The organism is Nocardia sp. No.11 (assembly GCF_038752175.1).
GTDB lineage: Bacteria > Actinomycetota > Actinomycetes > Mycobacteriales > Mycobacteriaceae > Nocardia > Nocardia canadensis.
Genome location: NZ_JBCGFB010000037.1, coordinates 1 through 17,561 on the forward strand (window position 1 = coordinate 1; position 17,561 = coordinate 17,561).

26 protein-coding genes are annotated in these 17,561 nt (G+C 68.0%); 1 reads left to right on the top strand and 25 read right to left on the bottom strand.

The genetic code is table 11. From position 1 onward, the window contains the following. Nucleotides 1-500: DUF732 domain-containing protein (locus V8688_RS14055; RefSeq protein ID WP_342800954.1), on the top strand; the 500-nt coding region annotated here is incomplete at its 5' end. Between the two features lie 61 nt (nt 501-561). Here the strand turns inward: V8688_RS14055 and V8688_RS14060 are convergent. From V8688_RS14060 to V8688_RS14180, 25 genes are all read right to left on the bottom strand, one after another. Beyond that, nucleotides 562-1,620 (bottom strand): hypothetical protein, encoded by a 1,059-nt coding sequence (locus V8688_RS14060; RefSeq protein ID WP_342800955.1) that lies wholly within the window; start codon nt 1,618-1,620, stop codon nt 562-564. 4 nt (nt 1,621-1,624) lie between these two features. After that, nucleotides 1,625-2,062 (bottom strand): hypothetical protein, encoded by a 438-nt coding sequence (locus V8688_RS14065; RefSeq protein WP_342800956.1) that lies wholly within the window; start codon nt 2,060-2,062, stop codon nt 1,625-1,627. A gap of 48 nt (nt 2,063-2,110) precedes the next feature. Further along, on the bottom strand, nt 2,111-2,521 hold the full coding sequence (locus V8688_RS14070) for a hypothetical protein (RefSeq protein ID WP_342800957.1): 411 nt from the start codon (nt 2,519-2,521) through the stop codon (nt 2,111-2,113). Further along, a complete protein-coding gene (locus V8688_RS14075; protein WP_342800958.1) occupies nt 2,518-2,925 on the bottom strand; it encodes a hypothetical protein in 408 nt (135 codons plus the stop codon). The genes V8688_RS14070 and V8688_RS14075 overlap by 4 nt, the downstream gene beginning before the upstream one ends. Nucleotides 2,926-2,927: 2 nt before the next feature. Then, nucleotides 2,928-3,794 (bottom strand): hypothetical protein, encoded by an 867-nt coding sequence (locus tag V8688_RS14080; RefSeq protein ID WP_342800959.1) that lies wholly within the window; start codon nt 3,792-3,794, stop codon nt 2,928-2,930. Next, nucleotides 3,791-4,168: a hypothetical protein gene (locus V8688_RS14085; protein WP_342800960.1), complete on the bottom strand. Its 378-nt coding sequence runs from the start codon at nt 4,166-4,168 to the stop codon at nt 3,791-3,793. The genes V8688_RS14080 and V8688_RS14085 overlap by 4 nt, the downstream gene beginning before the upstream one ends. Further along, a complete protein-coding gene (locus V8688_RS14090; protein ID WP_342800961.1) occupies nt 4,165-4,371 on the bottom strand; it encodes a hypothetical protein in 207 nt (68 codons plus the stop codon). The genes V8688_RS14085 and V8688_RS14090 overlap by 4 nt, the downstream gene beginning before the upstream one ends. Beyond that, nucleotides 4,349-4,663 carry a hypothetical protein gene (locus V8688_RS14095; protein ID WP_342800962.1) on the bottom strand — a complete coding sequence of 105 codons (315 nt, stop codon included), beginning with the start codon at nt 4,661-4,663 and terminating at the stop codon, nt 4,349-4,351. The genes V8688_RS14090 and V8688_RS14095 overlap by 23 nt, the downstream gene beginning before the upstream one ends. Beyond that, entirely contained in the window at nt 4,660-4,896 is a 237-nt protein-coding gene (locus V8688_RS14100; RefSeq protein ID WP_342800963.1) for a hypothetical protein, read from the bottom strand. The genes V8688_RS14095 and V8688_RS14100 overlap by 4 nt, the downstream gene beginning before the upstream one ends. Then, the gene (locus V8688_RS14105; protein ID WP_342800964.1) at nt 4,893-5,741 is read right to left on the bottom strand and encodes an N-acetylmuramoyl-L-alanine amidase; all 849 of its coding nucleotides are present in this window, start codon (nt 5,739-5,741) and stop codon (nt 4,893-4,895) included. Before V8688_RS14105 ends, V8688_RS14100 begins: the two co-directional genes overlap by 4 nt. A gap of 178 nt (nt 5,742-5,919) precedes the next feature. Then, nucleotides 5,920-6,606 (bottom strand): DUF2744 domain-containing protein, encoded by a 687-nt coding sequence (locus tag V8688_RS14110; protein ID WP_342800965.1) that lies wholly within the window; start codon nt 6,604-6,606, stop codon nt 5,920-5,922. Nucleotides 6,607-6,633: 27 nt separating this feature from the next. After that, nucleotides 6,634-8,340 carry a hypothetical protein gene (locus tag V8688_RS14115; RefSeq protein ID WP_342800966.1) on the bottom strand — a complete coding sequence of 569 codons (1,707 nt, stop codon included), beginning with the start codon at nt 8,338-8,340 and terminating at the stop codon, nt 6,634-6,636. A gap of 1 nt (nt 8,341) precedes the next feature. Continuing rightward, a complete protein-coding gene (locus V8688_RS14120; protein WP_342800967.1) occupies nt 8,342-9,235 on the bottom strand; it encodes a hypothetical protein in 894 nt (297 codons plus the stop codon). Between the two features lie 62 nt (nt 9,236-9,297). Then, nucleotides 9,298-9,696, bottom strand: coding sequence for a hypothetical protein (locus tag V8688_RS14125; protein ID WP_342800968.1), 399 nt, complete (start codon nt 9,694-9,696; stop codon nt 9,298-9,300). Further along, the gene (locus V8688_RS14130) at nt 9,693-12,467 is read right to left on the bottom strand and encodes a phage tail tape measure protein (protein WP_342800969.1); all 2,775 of its coding nucleotides are present in this window, start codon (nt 12,465-12,467) and stop codon (nt 9,693-9,695) included. Before V8688_RS14130 ends, V8688_RS14125 begins: the two co-directional genes overlap by 4 nt. 16 nt (nt 12,468-12,483) lie before the next feature. Then, a complete protein-coding gene (locus V8688_RS14135; RefSeq protein ID WP_342800970.1) occupies nt 12,484-12,750 on the bottom strand; it encodes a hypothetical protein in 267 nt (88 codons plus the stop codon). Nucleotides 12,751-12,767: 17 nt separating this feature from the next. After that, the gene (locus V8688_RS14140; RefSeq protein ID WP_342800971.1) at nt 12,768-13,097 is read right to left on the bottom strand and encodes a hypothetical protein; all 330 of its coding nucleotides are present in this window, start codon (nt 13,095-13,097) and stop codon (nt 12,768-12,770) included. 95 nt (nt 13,098-13,192) lie between these two features. Beyond that, nucleotides 13,193-14,011: an IPT/TIG domain-containing protein gene (locus tag V8688_RS14145; RefSeq protein WP_342800972.1), complete on the bottom strand. Its 819-nt coding sequence runs from the start codon at nt 14,009-14,011 to the stop codon at nt 13,193-13,195. 68 nt (nt 14,012-14,079) lie between these two features. Further along, nucleotides 14,080-14,472: a hypothetical protein gene (locus V8688_RS14150; RefSeq protein WP_342800973.1), complete on the bottom strand. Its 393-nt coding sequence runs from the start codon at nt 14,470-14,472 to the stop codon at nt 14,080-14,082. Next, a complete protein-coding gene (locus tag V8688_RS14155) occupies nt 14,465-14,725 on the bottom strand; it encodes a hypothetical protein (RefSeq protein WP_342800974.1) in 261 nt (86 codons plus the stop codon). Before V8688_RS14155 ends, V8688_RS14150 begins: the two co-directional genes overlap by 8 nt. Next, complete coding sequence (locus V8688_RS14160) at nt 14,703-14,951, bottom strand: hypothetical protein (RefSeq protein ID WP_342800975.1); 249 nt, start codon at nt 14,949-14,951, stop codon at nt 14,703-14,705. The genes V8688_RS14155 and V8688_RS14160 overlap by 23 nt, the downstream gene beginning before the upstream one ends. Continuing rightward, on the bottom strand, nt 14,948-15,310 hold the full coding sequence (locus V8688_RS14165) for a hypothetical protein (protein WP_342800976.1): 363 nt from the start codon (nt 15,308-15,310) through the stop codon (nt 14,948-14,950). Before V8688_RS14165 ends, V8688_RS14160 begins: the two co-directional genes overlap by 4 nt. Beyond that, the gene (locus V8688_RS14170) at nt 15,307-15,741 is read right to left on the bottom strand and encodes a hypothetical protein (RefSeq protein ID WP_342800977.1); all 435 of its coding nucleotides are present in this window, start codon (nt 15,739-15,741) and stop codon (nt 15,307-15,309) included. Before V8688_RS14170 ends, V8688_RS14165 begins: the two co-directional genes overlap by 4 nt. Nucleotides 15,742-15,759: 18 nt before the next feature. Then, on the bottom strand, nt 15,760-16,974 hold the full coding sequence (locus V8688_RS14175) for a DUF5309 family protein (protein ID WP_342800978.1): 1,215 nt from the start codon (nt 16,972-16,974) through the stop codon (nt 15,760-15,762). A 12-nt stretch (nt 16,975-16,986) separates the two neighbouring features. Next, nucleotides 16,987-17,544, bottom strand: a complete 558-nt coding sequence (locus V8688_RS14180) for a hypothetical protein (RefSeq protein WP_342800979.1) — start codon at nt 17,542-17,544, stop codon at nt 16,987-16,989. Nucleotides 17,545-17,561: the final 17 nt, after the last annotated feature.

Genomic DNA, 17,561 nt, shown 5'->3' on the forward strand with positions numbered 1-17,561 from the left:
ACCCGCCTCGGCCGGGGCCGCCGGGCCCGCCCTACCCCGCGCGACCGCAGCCGCCCCGCAAGAGCAACGCGGGCGTGTGGATCATTCTCGCGATCGTCGGGCTGCTCATCGCGTTGTGCGGCGGGTGCGGCGCGATGCTCGGCAGCAACGACCGCGCCGACGACGAGAGCACGACGACCAGGGCGACGACGTACGCGGCCGCGCCGCCGCCGGTGACGACCGCGCGCACCACCGCCCCCGCCCGGCCGACGTCGAACGCCTTCACCGACGACGAGATCAACGCGCTCGCCTTCACCATGGCCCTCGACAGCAAGGGCATCCGGTACTCGTCGCGCGACGCTGCGGTAGAGCTCGCGCAATCCATCTGCGACGGCCGACGAGCGGGCAACTCCGACACCGTCATCGCTGTCACGATCGCCGACAAGGGCGGATGGTCGCTCACCGACTCGGCGTACATCGTCGGCGCTGCGGAGGGAACGTACTGCCCCGAATTCAAATAGGCCCGAAACGACGAAACGCGCCCCGCCAGATCGGCGGGGCGCGTTCGTGTTTCCGGGTCGGTCAGGTGATCGTGAAATTGCAGGTGGCGCCCGACGGGATCGTGCCGGACGCCGACGAGCCGTCCATCTGAATCCCGATCGCCGTGACGCCGGTCAGGTTGACGCCGGACGCCGACGCCGTGCAGGTGCCCGACGTAGCGCCCGACCCCACACTGGCACCGGTGACGAGCACGTTGCCCGCCTGGTCGACGAGCCGGATACGGTGCGTCGTACCGAAGATCGCCCCCGAGTACGGGACCGATGCCGACAGCGACGCGTTCGTCTTGCTGCCCTGGACGACAAGCCGATGCGACGCGTCCACCGAGCTGCCCGGGTAGGTGCCGGTATTCGGCGACCAGTTTGGGACGACAGCCCAGCCAGTCCCCGCCGTGGCGGTCCCGTTCTTCGTCATGCCGGAGGGCGCGAAGTTGACCGCGGCCACCGCGGGCGCCACGGTGTCCGCCGAGGCGGTAGCCGCCGGTGCTGCCACCGACGCGCCGCCGCTCACGACTGGCGCCACGGCCGCCGCCGACGCGGTAGCCGCCGGTGCTGCCACCGACTTCGCCGCCGACACGATCGGGATCGGCGCATCCGCGCTCGCGGCCGCGGCCGGCGGAACGACAATCGTCGACCCCGTCGTTTCGACCGTCGGCACCGGCGCCGCCGCTGACGCCGCGGCGGTCGGCACCGACACGTTCGTATCCGAGAGGATCGGGATCGCCGCGGCGGCCGACGTCGCCGCCACCGCCAGCACCCCGGCATCTGCCGACACCCCCGCCGCCGACGCGGACGCCGACGCGGACGCGGCAACGAGCGCGATCGACGACGAGTTCGTCACCGTGGGCGCGATCACCGCCGCCGACGCGGCAGCGGCCGGGGCCATGATCGCGTTCGGCGTCGACGAAACGACCGGTGCCGGCGCGGCTACGGCCGCCAGGGCGCGCGGCGCCGACACCTGCGCGGGCACCGTGCCGTCCCATACCAGGATCTCGCCGAGGTATGCACGCAACACAGCCTCGGCGCCCGGCCCGGCGCCGAGGCGCAGCAGCTTCGGCGCGGTGCCCCGCGCGAAGATGCTCACGGCCTCACGCCACGGTGACGGTGGCGATGCCCGCGCTGTCGAAGGTGATCGTCAGCGTTCCGGCCGTGGTGCTGACGTCGGCGCCGAAGTCGATGAACACCATCAGGGGGCGCGTGGCGTCGGTGCCCGGCGTCGAGTCGTAGACGACGAGACCTCGCGCCGTGATCGTCGAGCTGCCCCACGCGAGATCCGCAGCGTCGAGGCTGAACGTGTTCGTGCTCGCGTTGTAGGTGAAGGTCACCGAGGCAAGCGTCGCGCCGCCCGCGGTGTAGCCGGTGCCGGTCACCTCGCCGGTGATGTCGTCCTTGAAGTCGTGCGCGTCCTGATCGAAGGTGTACGCCGAGGTCACCAGCATGCCCTTGAAGGTGTCCGCCGAGACGTCGATCTTCTTCTTGAACGCGGCGTCGAACGCCTTTGAATACCACTTCGCTGTTACAGCCATTTGTCTTGTATCCCTTCAGGATTCGCAGGCCCTGATGGGGGTGGTCGATCAGTCCTCGACGACGAGGTACAGCGTTTCCGGGTCCGGCGTGACCAATGCCGCGTACTCGCTTTCGGTGATCCTCTGGGCGCGCGCGATCCCGCCGCCGTTGCGCACCGCGGCCGCCTCCTCTTCGGGCGGCACCGGTAGCCCGGCCTCGATCAGCGGCCACAGCCGGACCGAGGTCGGGCTGTCGGGGATCTCGATCTGATAGGCGGTCTGCCCGATTCGGACGGTGCACGGTCCGGGGTCGAGGTCCGGTGTGGTCAGCACGCCCTCGACGGCGACGAGGTGCACCGGCGCGCGAGTGATCGTGCTCGCGCCGTCGTCGGACGCCCGCAGGACCGGCGACGAGAACTCGAAACCGGTCCGGTCGTCGGCGCCGCCGATGTGCGCGATCGGCTCAGAGATGACGGTCATGACAGCGGCCCTCTCCACTCGGGATCGTCGCGGCGCAGCGCCTCGGTGAGGTCGCCGAGAAAACTCCCGTGCTGCCCCGGCGCGTACAGACGCTCGTACAGCGGCCCGTACTTCTCGCCCGTGATCTCCATGAACGCGCGGTTCGCCTCCAGCAGCTCGACGAACCACCGCACCCCGGCGGTGCCGCGCGCCTCGGTGCCCGCCTTGCTCAGGTAGTGGAAGGCGTGCGGGTCGTAGCCGGGATCGTCGGCCTGTATCGCGTGGAACAGCGCAGGGATGATCCGGTTGTGCAGCGCCTTCACATCCTCGGGCAGCGCGTCGATGCCGATGTGCCGGCGGATGCCGAACCCGTCGAGCGCGACGCTGTAGAAGAACTCCTTCACGTGCGCGAGCTTGTCGGCCACGCTCACACCTCCCGCAGGTAGAAGAACGGCAGCTTCGTCGAGGCGCTGAAGTTCTGGTCGGACTCCAGCAGGAACGTCGGTAGCAGGCCGGTGTTGTACGGGCCCGCGTAGCAGTAGGCCTTGCGAGGCCGCGCTGACGAGGCCTCGCGATTGAGATCGGTGATGCGCGTGCACATGATCGACGCCGCGGTCTGCACCACGCTGGTGTCCTGCACCAGGGCCACGGCGATCACCTCGTTCTGCACCGCGGTGAAGGTGCCGCCGAGCCCGACCAGGGTCTCGGTGTTCGTCTGCGTGATCGCCGACTTGATGTTGACGGTGTACGTGCCGGTGTTCAGCAGAGTGAGATCGCCGGTATCCGGGTGCATCCGGTAGACGCCGAGGTAGGCGCCGGTCACGTCGAGGAACGTCGCCGAGTCACCGGTGATGAACCCGGCCTTGTTGAACGCACAGTCTTTCGAGATCCGAATGAATCCGATCTCAGCGAAATCGGAGTTGTTACCGGACGGCTGATAGTCCGGCACGGTCGCGAATTGCTGGATGCCGTGCGTGTGCGCCGAGTCCCCCGACCCGCCGGAATTGGTGGCGTTCCGCACGAGCTTGACCAGCTGCGCGCGCGGGAACGTCGCCTGTTCCTTCGGCGACATCGTGTGCCACATCGTCGAATCGATCGGCACCTGCTCAATACTCGGCTTCTCGGCCAGCGGGTCGTTGTACGTGTCGTGCGCGGTGTCCTGCAAGTGGCTGAACGCGCCCATCACGCCGCCCGACATCGTCGACTTCATCTCGTCGACCGACTTTGTCTGTAGCCCATGGAACAGGCCGACGGCCATCGAGCCGGGGGGTGATGCCCCGTCGGGTGCTGTCACTGGTCACCACCTCCCCGGGCTCGCTGCACGCGCACGAGGGTGAGCAGCAGGTCGAGGATCGCCAGCGCGATCCCGAGCAGCAGCAGCGGCCGGATCACCTCGCGACCCGGGTAGCTGTAGTCGGTCAGGATCGTCACCATGCCCTGTGTGCAGATCACGGTCAGGCACAGCACGAGCCGCATCACACCGCGGCCGGCGGCCGTGCTGCGCCAGTTGCTGCGGATGCCGTAGACCGCGACGAACGCCCAGCCGAGCGCCCCGATAGCGCCGAGGAATCCCGTCGCCAGCGCTTCACGGTCGGGCACGAGCAGGAACGCGATCAGCCCGGCCAGCGCCGCGACGACGACGGCGGCGCGGTTCATTGCGATCGTCATAGGCTCCTCCGTCGTAGTGAGAGCGAACGCTCGATCTGCTCGCCGAAGTGGTTGCGGTCGATCGCAACCGCGATCACCTCGGCCAGGTGGTCGACCACCGCGCGCCGCTTCTTTACCTCGGCGAGCTCGGCCTCGGCACGCTCGGCGCCGACACGGGCATCCCGCGTCGGCGCCGACTCCTCAGCCCTCGTCCGGAACCACATGCGGCGTCTCCCTCGGTGGGGTGAAGCTGTTCGGGGCGACCGCCCGTAGCAGAGTCGTCGCGAGCCGGGCCGTGCCCAACAGCTCGGTGTTCTGCGAGGCGAGTTCGGATTTCACACTCTGCTGAGCGTCGATATGTCGCTCGAGGAATGCTGTGCGCGCGGCGGCGTCGGCGAGCAGCCGCTCGACAGTCGCGCGCGGCACCAAGCGCCCCGTGACGACGAGGCCCATCACGATGAGCGCCAAGCCCACCGTGCCGACCTGATCCCACGGAAGCGCCGATAGGTCGGTCACTCGTCGAGCTCCTGCCGAGCGTGACGCCCGCCCGGCCGGGGATCGACTCGGGCGCGCGCGCCGACGATCGCGCCGCCGCCGAGCACCGCGACGACTAGTGCGACGAGCAGCTCGGCGAGCTGGTTGTCGATCCATCCGCGGGCGACGAGGTACCCGACGACCGCGATCAGGACCGGCGCCAAGCGCACCGCGACCGGCTCGCGCGCCGCCAGCTCGAGCAGCCGGGTAATCACGATTCCCGCTCGGCGAGCAGACGCTTGATCTCGGCGACATCGGTCCTCACCTCGGCCAGTGCCTCGACGGCCGTGTTGTCCCGCTTCGGGTCGATCTTCGACCGGCCGAGGATTTTCCAGCCCTTGAACCCGCCGTTGCCGTCGTCCTCGCCGAGCAGCTGATCGCGAGTCTGCGAGGTGTTGCGGTCCATGAACCACAGCACGTCTTTCCACTTCAGCGAGGTGTTCTTGAAATTCTTGACCGCTGATTCGAGCCAGCTCACGTCATCCTCCTCGTTGTCGGTGCCGCCCGGTGAGCCGCCGTCGATGACGGCTTGCACGTCGCGGCGGAAGGTGTTCATGTCGATCGCGCCGGGATCCCACTTCCCTTGCGCCGCACCGGCCCATTCCCGGTGTGCGATGACGTGCGAGGCGTCGCGCCCGAGGCGCCGCAGGATGGCGGCCACGCCGCGCACGTACGCCGTGTACTGCGCGTCCGACCACGACGACCGGTGCGGGCGACCGGGCACGCCGCCGCCGTCGTTCGCCGCCTCGATGCCGATCGTGACGCTGTTCGCATTGCCGATCGGGAGACCGGGGTACGCCCCTTGCCCGGCGTGCCAGGCGATGCCAGCGCCGACGACGGTGTAGACACCATCGCTGCCGAGGTACAGCTGTGAGCACAGGCCGAGCTCGGGATGGTCGGCGATGCTCGCCGGCGTCGCGCCGAAGCTGCCGGTGTGGTGGACAACGACACCCCAAATCGATCCGAAATCACCGTGTCCGCGGTCGCGCCACCCGGGGTACTCACGCACCTCGAGTCCTTCGGCCCGCAGCACGTCGGGCAGCCATACGGGATCAGCCATGTTCAGGCTCCTTCGGGGTCGGGGGTCGCCCTCCGAGCGAGGGCGGAAAGCGGGTGAGGATCTCGTCGCGGGCGAGGCCTCGGCGCTCGACGGCGAGCACGCGGCCGACCTCGGCCGGGTCGGCGGGCCGCGAGGTAGGCCAGCACCTCGGCGACGGTGTGCGCGGTCGGGTCGAACATCACGCCTCCAGGTGGGCGGCGATGCGGTTGGCTACGTCGCGGCCGACCGAGCTGGACGCGACGAGGTTCGTGAGGCCCAGATTGCCGAGCACTTCGAGCAGCTCATCGACGGTCGAGCCGAGCCGCTCGGCCAGCGTCGCGACGGTGTACGTCATCGCGGGCGGGCCCGGCCGGTCCCGGTCCGGCAGCGTCTCGCCCTCGAAACCCATCTCGGCGAGCACCGCGCTGCGGATTTCCGCCCGGTCCGCGGCCGGCAGTTCGCGCATCAGCTGCGCGACTGTCTTCCGCTCCGGCTCCGGCGTATTGATGTCGACCCACTTGCCTGAGGCTGTCCAGGGATTGGCGGTCGCGTTGACCGGCGCCTGCCACTTCTGGGTGGGCTCCGCGACCGGCCGGGCACCGAGCACCCACATACGCCACGACAGCAGCTCGAAATACTCGGTGGGCATCATCAGCGGCGCACCAGCCTGCCCGGGCGGCGCGGTGAACATCCACAGGAACGCCTGCCGCGGGTTCGCCGGGTCGCAGTTCTCGCGGGTCGGGACGCCGCGCCCCTCCCAGCCGGGCCATTTGTCGAACGTCTTTCCGTCGACGCGGCCGCCGACGATCCGCGAGATCTGTTTGTCCTCGCTCGACTTCTTCGACGCGGCGGCGCGCTCCTTCGCGCGCCGCTGCTGCCGGGTCAACTTCTCTTGCATCGCAGGCCCTTCCGCTCAACCAAACAGGCCGAGCTGTTGAATCGCGTCGGTGAACTCCTCGAGGCGCTCCCACGCGCGGGCGACCGGATCTTGCAGAGCCGCAGACGATCCGATCGTGATCGACCACGTCGGCCGCGTATTGCGGTCCCAGCGCAGCTCGACCTTGCTCACCCGGTCCATGTAGATCCGGCCAGTGCGATCGCCCCGGATCGTGAAGCCGCACCGGTCGTCGAGCCACACATGCCCGGCCTCGCCGATGACGAACGGCGCCGCGTCGCGGGCACCGAACTGCACGGTGTCGTACGCCCGGGTCGCCCAGAAACCAGCCCGCAACACCAGCAGCGACGACAGCGTGTAGGCCTTGCCGCTGCTCGACTGGAACAGCTCGAAGTAGCGCGTCCATCCTTGGGTGGCCGCGCGAGATGCACTGCGCGCCACCATAAATGCCATTAACGCATCTGTGTATATAGGAGACAGAATTGCGTCCACCGTGCCCCCAATGGGGGGTACGACGATGGCGGCGGCGATCAGATCGCCGACCATCTGGATGAACGCAGAGATGCCCTCGTTAACTCCTGGCATACTGTGGCCGCCGGTGACGACCTGGATGCCCTTGCTCGGGGTTCGCCGGTACTTGTACCGGTCGAGGCCGGAGATCTCGCCGTCGCGCCACACCACGAACGGCAAGATCTTCTGTGTCCGTGGCGGTTTCGCCGGGTCGTAGTACTCGGGCGGGATGGTGCCGTCGGTGATCAGCGACTCGGACGAGTCGATCATGTCGCCGACGAACTCCCGGACGGTGCGGATCAGGCCGTCCCAGATGGTGCCGCCGTGCGCGGTACCCGAGTACGTGCCCGACCGGTCCTCGAAGCGGACGATCCTGGTGCCCGGCCGGAGGTTCGCGCCGGGCCACGGCTCGGGGTCGCCCTCCTCGTAGATGTCGATCTGGCAGCAGACTTCGCCGTCGTCCATGATCGGCTTCGCCATGTCGTGGAAATTCTTGAATCGCGAGATCGCAATTCCCCACAGCACGCCGCTCGCCATCGCCTCGATAAAGCTGATCGGCTTGACGACCATCGAATACGTGGACTGGTCGAGGTCTCCGCGCTGGTCCGGGTCCATGGGGTCCGACGGGACCGCCCACCCCGAATTCTTTTCACGCTGAATTTGGAGGTCGAGCATGACGGACAGAATCCACGTAATCGGACCGGGCAGTAGGAATACCTGGGGCCACTGAATCCACTCAGGGAACCATGGGTTTGACCAGCACGAATACCATTTCAGCCGCTCGTAATCCGTCAAAAAATTTGCGGTGATGATCTGATCGCCGGTCTGCGGATCGAGGTCGAGATCAATACTCTCGACGAGGCCGCCGATTTTGCTGCCGCAATAGGTGACGATGATGTTGACGTTGCGACCCTCGCCGTTGTCGAGCCGCTGCTTTTCGTCGAAAAGCCATTGACCGACCGGGGTATCGAATGGGAGAGGGAGGCTGATCGTTCCGGTGTCGTTCGACGGCAGCACGAGCGCCTGCGAGTACTCGTTCTGCACGAGGTGCTGTAGCCGCATCTCGGCGTCGAAGAGCCTCACCACCGGGTCGGCCGCGCGCATCCGCTCTTGCTTGCGCTCCTGCTCCCGCGTGGCCTTCCAGATCTGTTCGCACTGCTCCTCGAGGGATAGCCCGAAATTGATCTCCGTCACGGGTGTCGTCGGCGCGGGCATCTCACCACCCCCCGATCGGCATCGGCCACAGCCGCGGCATCACGAGCTGGACCATCGCGCCCACCCCGGCGGGCGCACCAGTCACGCTCACCGGCAGCGCGAGACGCTGTGTCCACGGCGGGATCTCATACTCGAAGTACCGGCCGGGGACGGGCATCTGGCCCAGAAGGTTCGTGCCGTGTGCGTCACGGACCATCAGCGCGTCGGGGTCGAGGTCGACCGTGGCGCCGCCCTGCACCGCGGTGATCGGCGGCATGAGGATGTCGCGGGCGCTGTCGTCACGGCCGGTGCGCTTGGACCGACCGAGGAACCGGTGCCGCGGTGGACCTTCGATCGACCGGTCGGGCAACGTCCAGTTGCCGCGAGTGATGTTCCACTTCTGGAACATCGGGATCGGCGATGGATTGCTCCCGAATACCTCGCCGCTGCCGGACGTCGAACTCGTCGACCACGTCGAAACATCGGGCTCGCTGTACCAGAACGGTTGCCCGCTTCGTAGCGGCAGCACGGGGTTCGCGTGCCGTCGCATCAGCGGGTCAATCCCCGGGTTGAAGTCGACGGCATCGCGCAGCTGAATATCGAGGAACCGGCTCACGCCCTTCGGCGAGATCGCTTCGATGCGAGCCAGTTTCGAGTCCCAGTCGTATTCGTCCTCACGGAATCCGACCGCGTTCCACCACGCCGACATCAGCGTCTCGGGGTCCACGCGCACCCGGTCGGGGACGAGGTGGAATCCGAGGTCGGTGTCGCGCGGATCGAACCACAACCCGCGCATCTTGCCGCCGCGCTGCCGCGCGCCCGACGCCCATGCGGTCCGGACCGGCGGGGAGAACAGCCCCTTCATTTGGTCCTTGGCGCAGTACACGCCTTCGGCGCCAGCGCCCTTGCCGTGCACGTGCCACGTCGACCCGTCGCAGCCGTGCAGAATGATCGTCAGGCCGGTCGAGCTGCGGTCGATCATCGCGACCCTCCGAACTGGCTGATCGCCGACGACTGGTTGACGTTCTGCTTGGCGAGCTCGGACTGAATCGCCGCGGTGACCTTGTCGTAGATCGTCGAGACGAGCGTCTGGATCGCGCCGCCCGAGCGGGAGAGCCCGACCGTGCCGAGCGCGTCGTCGACCTGCCCCTCGAAGAACGAGGTGCCGACGTCACCGAAGCGGCCGAGCCCGGTGTTCCACGCCTCTTCGAGGGTCTGCACGCCCGTCGTCGACGAGCTGCTCGTCGACGACGAGCTGGTGACGTCCGGCGCGACCGTCGACGTATCCGAGGCAGACACGTTCGTGCTGCTGCCGCTCGTGCCGACGATCCACACCGGCGTTACGCCCGAGGGGATCTCGACACCGCCGATCGTCACGCCGCCCGTCGATCCGCCGCCAGCGTTGCCACCGCCAGCGTTTCCGCCGCCAGGCGCTCCCCCGCCTCCCGCACCCGTGCCAGATCCGCCGGCGCCAGATCCGCCGGCGCCCGTGCCGCCGGCGCCCGTGCCGCCTGCGCCGCCGCCGAGGTCGCCGCCGCGCAGCAACGCCGCCGGGATGTGCATCCTGTTGGTGAACATCGGGTCGTCGGCACCGACCGGGCCGCCGACGACGACGCCCTCACTGCCGTTGCTCTCNCGCCGCCGCGCAGCAACGCCGCCGGGATGTGCATCCTGTTGGTGAACATCGGGTCGTCGGCACCGACCGGGCCGCCGACGACGACGCCCTCACTGCCGTTGCTCTCGACGTTCGTGCCGTCTCCGAGCGTCATCGCCGTATGCCCGAACGGCCCGCCCCCGTTGTCGTACCAGCCGACCGAGATGTCGCCCGCGCCACCGAGACCGGACTTACCACCGCGAGCAGCGAGCCAATCTCCCTCGGACATCGTCGACATCCGCGAGCTGAATGGGTCGAGGCCCATCGCGTCGTTGATCGTCGCCGAGACCATGCCCGAGCAGTCGATCGAGCTCGTGCTGAATCCGCCCATCTCGTAGACGGCGGGGTCCATGCTCTGGGCGAAGGCCTTGCCCGGCACAATCCCACCGTCGGCCATCGTGATCACACCGAGGCGACGACCGGTCTCTGCCCAGATCGCAAGGGACCGCTCGCGCTTCCCCGGTGCCAGCGGAATCAGGGCCTCGCCGCCGGTCTCGCCCTCTGCCCACTGCACCAGGCCCCGGCCGCTGCCAGGCTGGATGATCGCGTCCGAGGGCAGCTTGCCGTTCGCGTAGGTGCGGATGCTGCCGTTCGCGTTCGGGGCAGTCGGCAGGCCGAGCAGCTGCGAGTTCACACCGACGTTGACGGCGCGCGTGTTCGTGTTCTTCGTGACGAACGCGTCGAGCGCGGTCTGTGCCTGCGTGGTGTCCGCGGTGACGGTCGTCGAGACCTTCTTGCCGTTGTTCGTCGACACGAAATCGTCGATGATCTTCTGACCCTCGGCCGTGTTGCCGACGACCTTGAACACGCCGGGCTGGTCGTCGAGTTCGACGAGGCGAAGGCCGAGCTTCTCGAGCTCGGCGCGCTGCTCCGGGGTGTTCGACCGGATGATGATGTCCTTCTCGGACGGCAGCAACGCGACCTCTTGCCCGAGCGCGCGCGTGACCGACGCGTGGTTCTTCATCATCTCGACGTTCTCGGCGACGTTCTCGCGCAGGTCGCCGAGCTTCGGGATCGCGGTGTCGCTGACCCAGGTCGCCATGTCGCCGGCCGCGGTGCCCGCGTCGAGCATGGTCTGTTTGACGTCGCGCAGATCCTGACCGAGATCCTTCAACGTCTGGTTGCCGGTCATGTTGCCGATCGTCGAAGCGATCGTGCCGAGCGGACCGGTGACGGTGCCGATCGAATTCCCGATGCCGGTCAGGATGTACTCGCCCGCCTTGAGCGCCCAGTACCCCATGCCCATGAACGCCTCGGTGCCGAGCAGCACGGCGTCGGCCGTCGCGCCGAGGAACCCGAGGATCTCGGGCTGGTGCTGCGACACCCAGTCGGCGAGCTTGGCCAACTCCGGACCGAAGGCGTTCGCCAGCGCCAAGCTGATCTGGTCGGTGCTGACCTCGATCGAGCGCTTTGCCGATTCCAGCGAGTTCGCGCCCCCGGCGCCCAGTTTGTCGACCAGGCCTTGAGCGGCATTGCCCGTCGCGCCGAACTTCGCGACCGCCTCCGAAGGGTCCCATTCCTGGAACACCTTGATGAAGTCGCCCGCGGTGTCGCCGAGAATCTCCGCGGTGATCTGGGTCCGCTTCGCCGGATCCTCAACGCGTCGAATCGCATCGAACATCGCGTCGAATGCAGCCGCGCCCTCCTCGCCGCCCTTGCCGAGATCCTCGAAGATCTTCGCCGGATCGATCAGGCCGCCCAGCTCCTCGAGCTGGCCGAGCGCTTCCTCGATCTTGTCCGTCTCCTCGGTCATGCGCCGACCGAATTCCCTGAGCGCATCGGCGGCGCGGTCGCCGACATCGGCGCCCGCCTCGCCCGACTGGGCGATCAGCGACAGCGCGGTCTCGGCGTTGATGCCCGCTTGCTTCCAGCCCGCCGAGTATTCGGTGATGTTCTCGAGCAGGTCGCCGCCGAAGTTGCTGCCCTTGGCGGCCGCGGCCGAGATCAGGTCGAGGGCGTGCGTGGCGTCGTCGGCGAGCCCGGCCTTCATCAGGATCGAGGTGGCCTTGATCGACTCCGACACGTCGGTGTCGAGCACGGTCGAAACGGCTTGCAGCTGCTTCGTAACTTCGGTGATCTGCTGCTGGGTGTAGTCGGAATCGAAGAGGCCCGCCGAGAACGCCGCCGACGCGTTCGCGATGTTGTCCTCAACCGAGTCGCCGAACGCACCGACGTACGCGTCCGCGGCAGCGCGGCCGATCTTGGCCATCGTCGCATCGTCGGCGCCGATCTTGGCCTGGTTGAGGTTCAGCGTCTTCTGCTGCTGCATCCCGTTTTCGAGCGCACCCCAGAACGTCTTGGCCACGACGACCCCGGCGCCGACGAACGCGGCGCCGAGTGCCCCCGCCACGCCCGCGGCGCCCATCCCCTTGAGGCTGTCGAGCATGCCGCCGCTCGCCGCCTCGCCACCGCTGCGCCCGGCCGACGCGCCCGCGGACTGGAACGCGTTGGCCAACTGGCCGGGCACCTGCCGGGTGTCCGCAACGATCGACACGTATCCGGTCGCAAGCTCAGTCGCCAAGATCGGCACCGCCTTCCGTGTCGTCGTCCCAGCCGAGCCACGCGTTCAGCTCGTCGATCGGGAGGGCATCGCCGGACTTGCCGCCGACGACCCGTTCGTCCTCGGGCTTGGCTTCCTCGGCCGCGAGGGCGAGCAGCTTGTCTACGGTCGCCGTGCCGGGCTTGAGGTGCTTGAGCCAGCAGGCAAATTCGTGCCAGCTCAGAAACTCGCCGAGCTCCCAGATGTGGTGGCCCGCCGCCAGAAGGTCGGCGGTCACCTCGGTTTCGTGCTCCGCTATGAATCTGCGGAGCGTGAGGATTTCCCCGGGTCCACCGCCGACGCCGCGAGCCACGCGTCGAACAGGTCGCCGAGCTGCTTGCGGTCCAGCGCGGCCGCGGCCACCTTCTCGCCGACCGCCGGATCGATCGCGGCCATCAGGCCGAGGATGTATTGGCGGCGCGATAGCTTCGGGTCGCGCACGTTCTCGTCGATGTACTCCTCGCCCTCTGCGGGCATGAACTCCTGGAACGGCAGGCTCAGCACCTCGGTACTGCCAGGAATCTTGAACTCGAAGCGGTTCTTCTTGAGGTCACCCGCGCGCGCGGGCACGTTGAATACAGCCATCTCGCAAGCCCTTTCGGAATTCGCAGGCCGAGCAGAGAAGGGCCCGGCGGCGCGGCGGGCCTGCGAGGGAGACCGCGCCGCCGGGGTTCAGGGGGTCACGCGTAGGTGACCGAGAGCGGGGTGCCTGCGCCAGCCGCGTTCGTCACGACGAGGTTGTGCGTGCCCGCGGTCTTCGCCGGGACGATGACGGTCAGCGTCCGGTTGTCGACGACCTCGAGGTCGAGGACGGCGGTGCCGCCGATCGTGACGCCGGTGGTGCCGGTGAAGTTGGTGCCGCGCAGGATCAGCAGGTCGCCGCCCGCGGTCGGCAGGTTGCCTGCCGGGGTGCGGCTGGAAACCACGGGCAGGCCGGCGCCCGCCGCCGCGTTGGCGTTGTAGTACCGGTACGCCTTCACGCCGTTGGCGTCCTTGTAGCAGGTCAGCGTGCAGTCGAAACTCTGCAAGCCGTTGCGGACGAACGGGCCCTCGGTGATCGCGGTGACCTGCGCCTCGGCCGGGACGATGCGAGCGCGCTTGCTGCCGTCCCGCATGTCGAACATCCACGGATGGATCCCCAACGGCGAGCCGGTCTCTTCGACGATCGTCAGGTCGCCGATCGTGGTGACGTTCTCCGAGCCGAACGCCTCCTTGAGGGTGTCGGGGTCGAACGCGCTGTACAGCTTGAACTGGAATGCCGTGCTGTGCTGGTCCTGCGGGCTGTAGATGAGGTCGCCCGCCCAGTCGTAGATGGGCGAGGAGGTGCGTTCGCCGCTGGGCCGCAGCCCATCGTCGGCGACGTAGCCGAGGCGGGTCGCGCCTGCCGGGGTGATCGGGGTGACATCGGTGGGCAGGCTCGCGCCGGGCGCGAAGATCGAGATACCGCCGGACGCCAGCGGGGCGCCCACACCGATATTGGCAACGGTAGGTCCGGCCATTGTTCAATCCTTTCGGAATTCGCAGGCCCGAAATGGATTTCGTGATTCCTCCCGTTGCCGGGGGAAGTTCAGAGCAGGTCGCCGTGAATGGTGAGCTGCATGGTGAATTGGTAGCGTGGACTGTTGATGTCGGGATCGGGAAAGTTCACGATCCCGCCCACCTCGTCGACGGCGACGATCGTGCCCTCATCGGCTGTGGCCGCGAGGATCGCGTACGCGCGCTGGGCGAGCAGCAGCGCCGCGGCCTCGGTGGTGTCCCAGCACTCGACGAGCAGTGACGCGGCAAAGTGCACCAGTGTCACCTTCGCCTGTCCAACGAGCGACACCCGGCACATACGCGCCGGACGCTCGCGTGGCACCCTCGTGCCGACGTAGGCCGTATCGCTTCGTGCGGCAAGCCCGGCCTTGACGGCGGCCACAGCGAGGCCCTCGGCGTCGGCCGGCGCGACCGGCTCAGCCACGAGCCGCGCCGAAGTTTCGCACGAGCGTGTTGTTCCGCGCGTTGTCCTTGATCGCCTTGAAGTTCGAGGTGAACACCGCCGCCCGCCAACGACCCTGAGGCTTCTTCTCGCCCTGCGTGGTCGACATCATGTAGCCCGCCGCTTCGCCGCCGGCGGCCGCGAGTACCTTGCGCGCGCGACGTTCGAGATCTCGCTGCACGCCAGGCGCACGCCGGATCTCGTAGAGCGCATCACGCTTCATCACGAGACGCATCACTGAACTCCTCATCGTCGAGTGCCCTGCTCGGCGAGATCACCGTGAGATCGGTGCACGCGATCGACAGCCGGATCGCAGGCAGAACCTCGCCGTTCTGTCCGGCGACGAGCGCAGGCTCGCCCTCGCTGTACAGCCACGGCAGCGGTGCGCCACCGATGGTGATCTCGCCGGTGTCGGTGTTGAGGACCGCGCCGCGCGCGAAGTCCGGTTGTGCGTCGGTCATCCGTCCACCCTTTGCAGATTCAAGGTGCCGCCGGGTATCCACGCGAACGGCGTGCCCTCGGTGCCACCGACTTCGCCGATCACCTCGAATTGCCCGGACGGCCCGTACGGCAGATCGATCACGTCATGCGGGCGGGCCGGGAATCCGGGCGGGGTGAGCAACTCGACGTCGACGGCGACGCGGTCGTGCCCCGCGACCGCGGGCTCAGTGGAAGTCGGCACCGCCCATCCGATCACCGGATGCGGGGTGCCGTCCTCGTCGAGCGGCGGTGTGTAGACATCGGCGGTGTTGCCGTGCCCGTCGTCGTCGCCAGCCGACCAGACGTGCAGCCCGACCGTGTGCGCCAGCGGGAAACTCACGACGACACCGGGATCGTGTTGATCGTGTACGCCTTCTGACCACCGCCGAGCGAGCCGAGTCCGGCGAGCTCGTTGCGGTCTTCCTCGGTCAGTGCCAGCGTGCCGGGCTCGTCGCCGCCGAACGTGTTGCCGACGGAGTACGGGCCCGCGCCCATCGTCTTCGACCGCATCCCTTCCGGGTTGCGGATGTGGCGCAAGATGATCCGGCACACCACCTTGACCACGCGCGCCTTCGGAATCGCCCGCGGGTTCACGGGATCCGGCGGCGTCGCGTAGTCGTCGATCCGCTGCTGAATGTCGGGGAACTCGGACACGATCGAGTCCTCGACATCGGCGATCAGGATCGTCAGTTTCGAATCGGTGGCGTCGGCAGGGAAGGCGCCGGGGCCGACCCAGCGGTCGCGGACATCGGATGCTTCTGCCCATGGCATGAGTCGGCCCCTTCCCTGTCAGGCGTAGAAACCGCGGTAGACGCCGTGCGCGCGCTCGTTGCCGTACTTCAAGCCGATCTCGCCGTACACCTGGGTCTTGTCCGACGCGCCGGTCTTCGCGAGCTCCTCCTCGAAAAGCACGCCCTTGCCGGGGACGTTGAGGAACACCGGGGTGATCTGTTCCATGCTGACGACGGCGATCGCGTCGGCGGGCAGCGCCCGGTCGACCGTGATGTTCAGGGTGCCGAAGTCGGTGACGATGGTGTCCATGACGACACCGCCGACGTTGCGGGTGCCGCCCATGATCCCGGCGGTCGAGCTGTAGGCGGTGGCGTAAGCCTTGCTGATCGCGCGCTTCTGCCCGGACGGAACGAACAGGGTCGCGGTGCCCTGCTCGGTGATGCCGCCGTTGTCGAACACGCTCTGGAGCAGTTCGCCGATGCGGTCGGGCGTGACCACGGTCGCGGCCTTGATGCCGTAGAACGACACGGTCGCGGTGCCGACGGTGATCGCGGTGCCGCCCTTCGTGGCCGCGATCTTGAACGACGCCGTGGTGCTGTTCGACTTCACCCAGTAGGCACGACCCGGCACGATCGTGGTGGACGCGCCGACGTCGGTGAACACGACCTTGTCGTCGGGCACGAGGTTGTGCGTCACGGTGATCGTGTCCGTCGCGGCCGATGCGCCTGTGGTGAGGGCCTGGTCGGCGAGCAGCGCGTTCGTGGTGGCCGCGCCGAGAATGCCCTGAGTCTGCCGGGCCGTCGCGTTGGTCGTGGGCTTGACCTTCGTGCCGTGCCAGAAGACATGGTTCACGTCGCGGGCGATCTGCTTGAGCGACTGCATGATCTGCCACGAGTGCTCGTTGCCGACCGGGTTCGGCTCGCCCGCATTCGAGAAGAACGGGGCGCCGGTCACGGTGTTGTACTGACCGACCGCCGCTGACTTGGTGTAGCTGGTCGACACCGCCTCGTGGAAGATCTGCACGACGTTCTCGACGTTGGCGCGCACCCGCTCCTCAGCGGTCGGCGCGTCCGCGCCTTCCAGCCGCGGCCGCGAGGCGGCGTCGCGAAGGTCGTAGGTCTGCCACTCGAACGCGGTGCTGTCGGTCTGTGCACCGCCGCCGATGCCGCCGGCCGCAGACAGCAGCGGGGTATCGGCGGGGGTGAGCGCGAACAGCTCACCGTGGAAGTTGGGCAGGTTGAACGTGGTACCGATACCGGTGATTCCAGCCATGGTTTGGCCCTCCTATCGGGCTTGTCGTTGCTGCGCTGCGCGCTGCTCTTTGAGCGCGATCGCACGGGCGAAGTCCCGGTTCTTCGTCGCCTCGGCGATCTGATCGTCGAGGTTCGGAGTTGTCGGGGTGCGGCCTTCGCCGGGCACATAGGCGCCGGTCGGCGGAGGCGGCGGGGTTGCAGGGTTGCGAGCGGCGAACCGTTCCGCCTGCTTGGCGATGGTGTCCTCGTCGGACGCCGTGAGGAACAGCTCGGCATCCTCTTCGCTGATGCCGTGCTTGGCGGCGTGCTTGTAGCGCAGCGCCTCGACCTTCGCTGCGGTGGCACTCTTTTCGAGTTCCGCCACTCGATCGGCCTGCTTCTGCGCGTCGGTCTTGTTCGCCTCTTCGATCTCAGCGAGGCGATCGGCCGCCGACTTGTTTTCCTTCGCCCTGGTCTCCCACTTGCGGGCCTCGGCCTTCCAGTCCGTTTCCGGCGGTGCGGCCGGGGGCTCGGTCGTCGAGGGTGCCGCTACGGGCGCCTGTGCAGGCTGCTCGATCGGGGCTGCGGGGGTCTGGCTCTCTGGTTCCACTTCATCGCTCCCATGCG

Coding starts and splice junctions, on each gene's coding strand:
- V8688_RS14170 (WP_342800977.1), bottom strand. CDS start 15,741: ATGCCATGGGCAGAAGCATCCGATGTCCGCGACCGCTGGGTCGGCCCC.
- V8688_RS14090 (WP_342800961.1), bottom strand. CDS start 4,371: ATGTGGTTCCGGACGAGGGCTGAGGAGTCGGCGCCGACGCGGGATGCC.
- V8688_RS14065 (WP_342800956.1), bottom strand. CDS start 2,062: ATGGCTGTAACAGCGAAGTGGTATTCAAAGGCGTTCGACGCCGCGTTC.
- V8688_RS14085 (WP_342800960.1), bottom strand. CDS start 4,168: ATGACGATCGCAATGAACCGCGCCGCCGTCGTCGTCGCGGCGCTGGCC.
- V8688_RS14155 (WP_342800974.1), bottom strand. CDS start 14,725: ATGCGTCTCGTGATGAAGCGTGATGCGCTCTACGAGATCCGGCGTGCG.
- V8688_RS14070 (WP_342800957.1), bottom strand. CDS start 2,521: ATGACCGTCATCTCTGAGCCGATCGCGCACATCGGCGGCGCCGACGAC.
- V8688_RS14145 (WP_342800972.1), bottom strand. CDS start 14,011: ATGGCCGGACCTACCGTTGCCAATATCGGTGTGGGCGCCCCGCTGGCG.
- V8688_RS14140 (WP_342800971.1), bottom strand. CDS start 13,097: ATGGCTGTATTCAACGTGCCCGCGCGCGCGGGTGACCTCAAGAAGAAC.
- V8688_RS14160 (WP_342800975.1), bottom strand. CDS start 14,951: ATGACCGACGCACAACCGGACTTCGCGCGCGGCGCGGTCCTCAACACC.
- V8688_RS14115 (WP_342800966.1), bottom strand. CDS start 8,340: ATGCCCGCGCCGACGACACCCGTGACGGAGATCAATTTCGGGCTATCC.
- V8688_RS14105 (WP_342800964.1), bottom strand. CDS start 5,741: ATGGCTGATCCCGTATGGCTGCCCGACGTGCTGCGGGCCGAAGGACTC.
- V8688_RS14175 (WP_342800978.1), bottom strand. CDS start 16,974: ATGGCTGGAATCACCGGTATCGGTACCACGTTCAACCTGCCCAACTTC.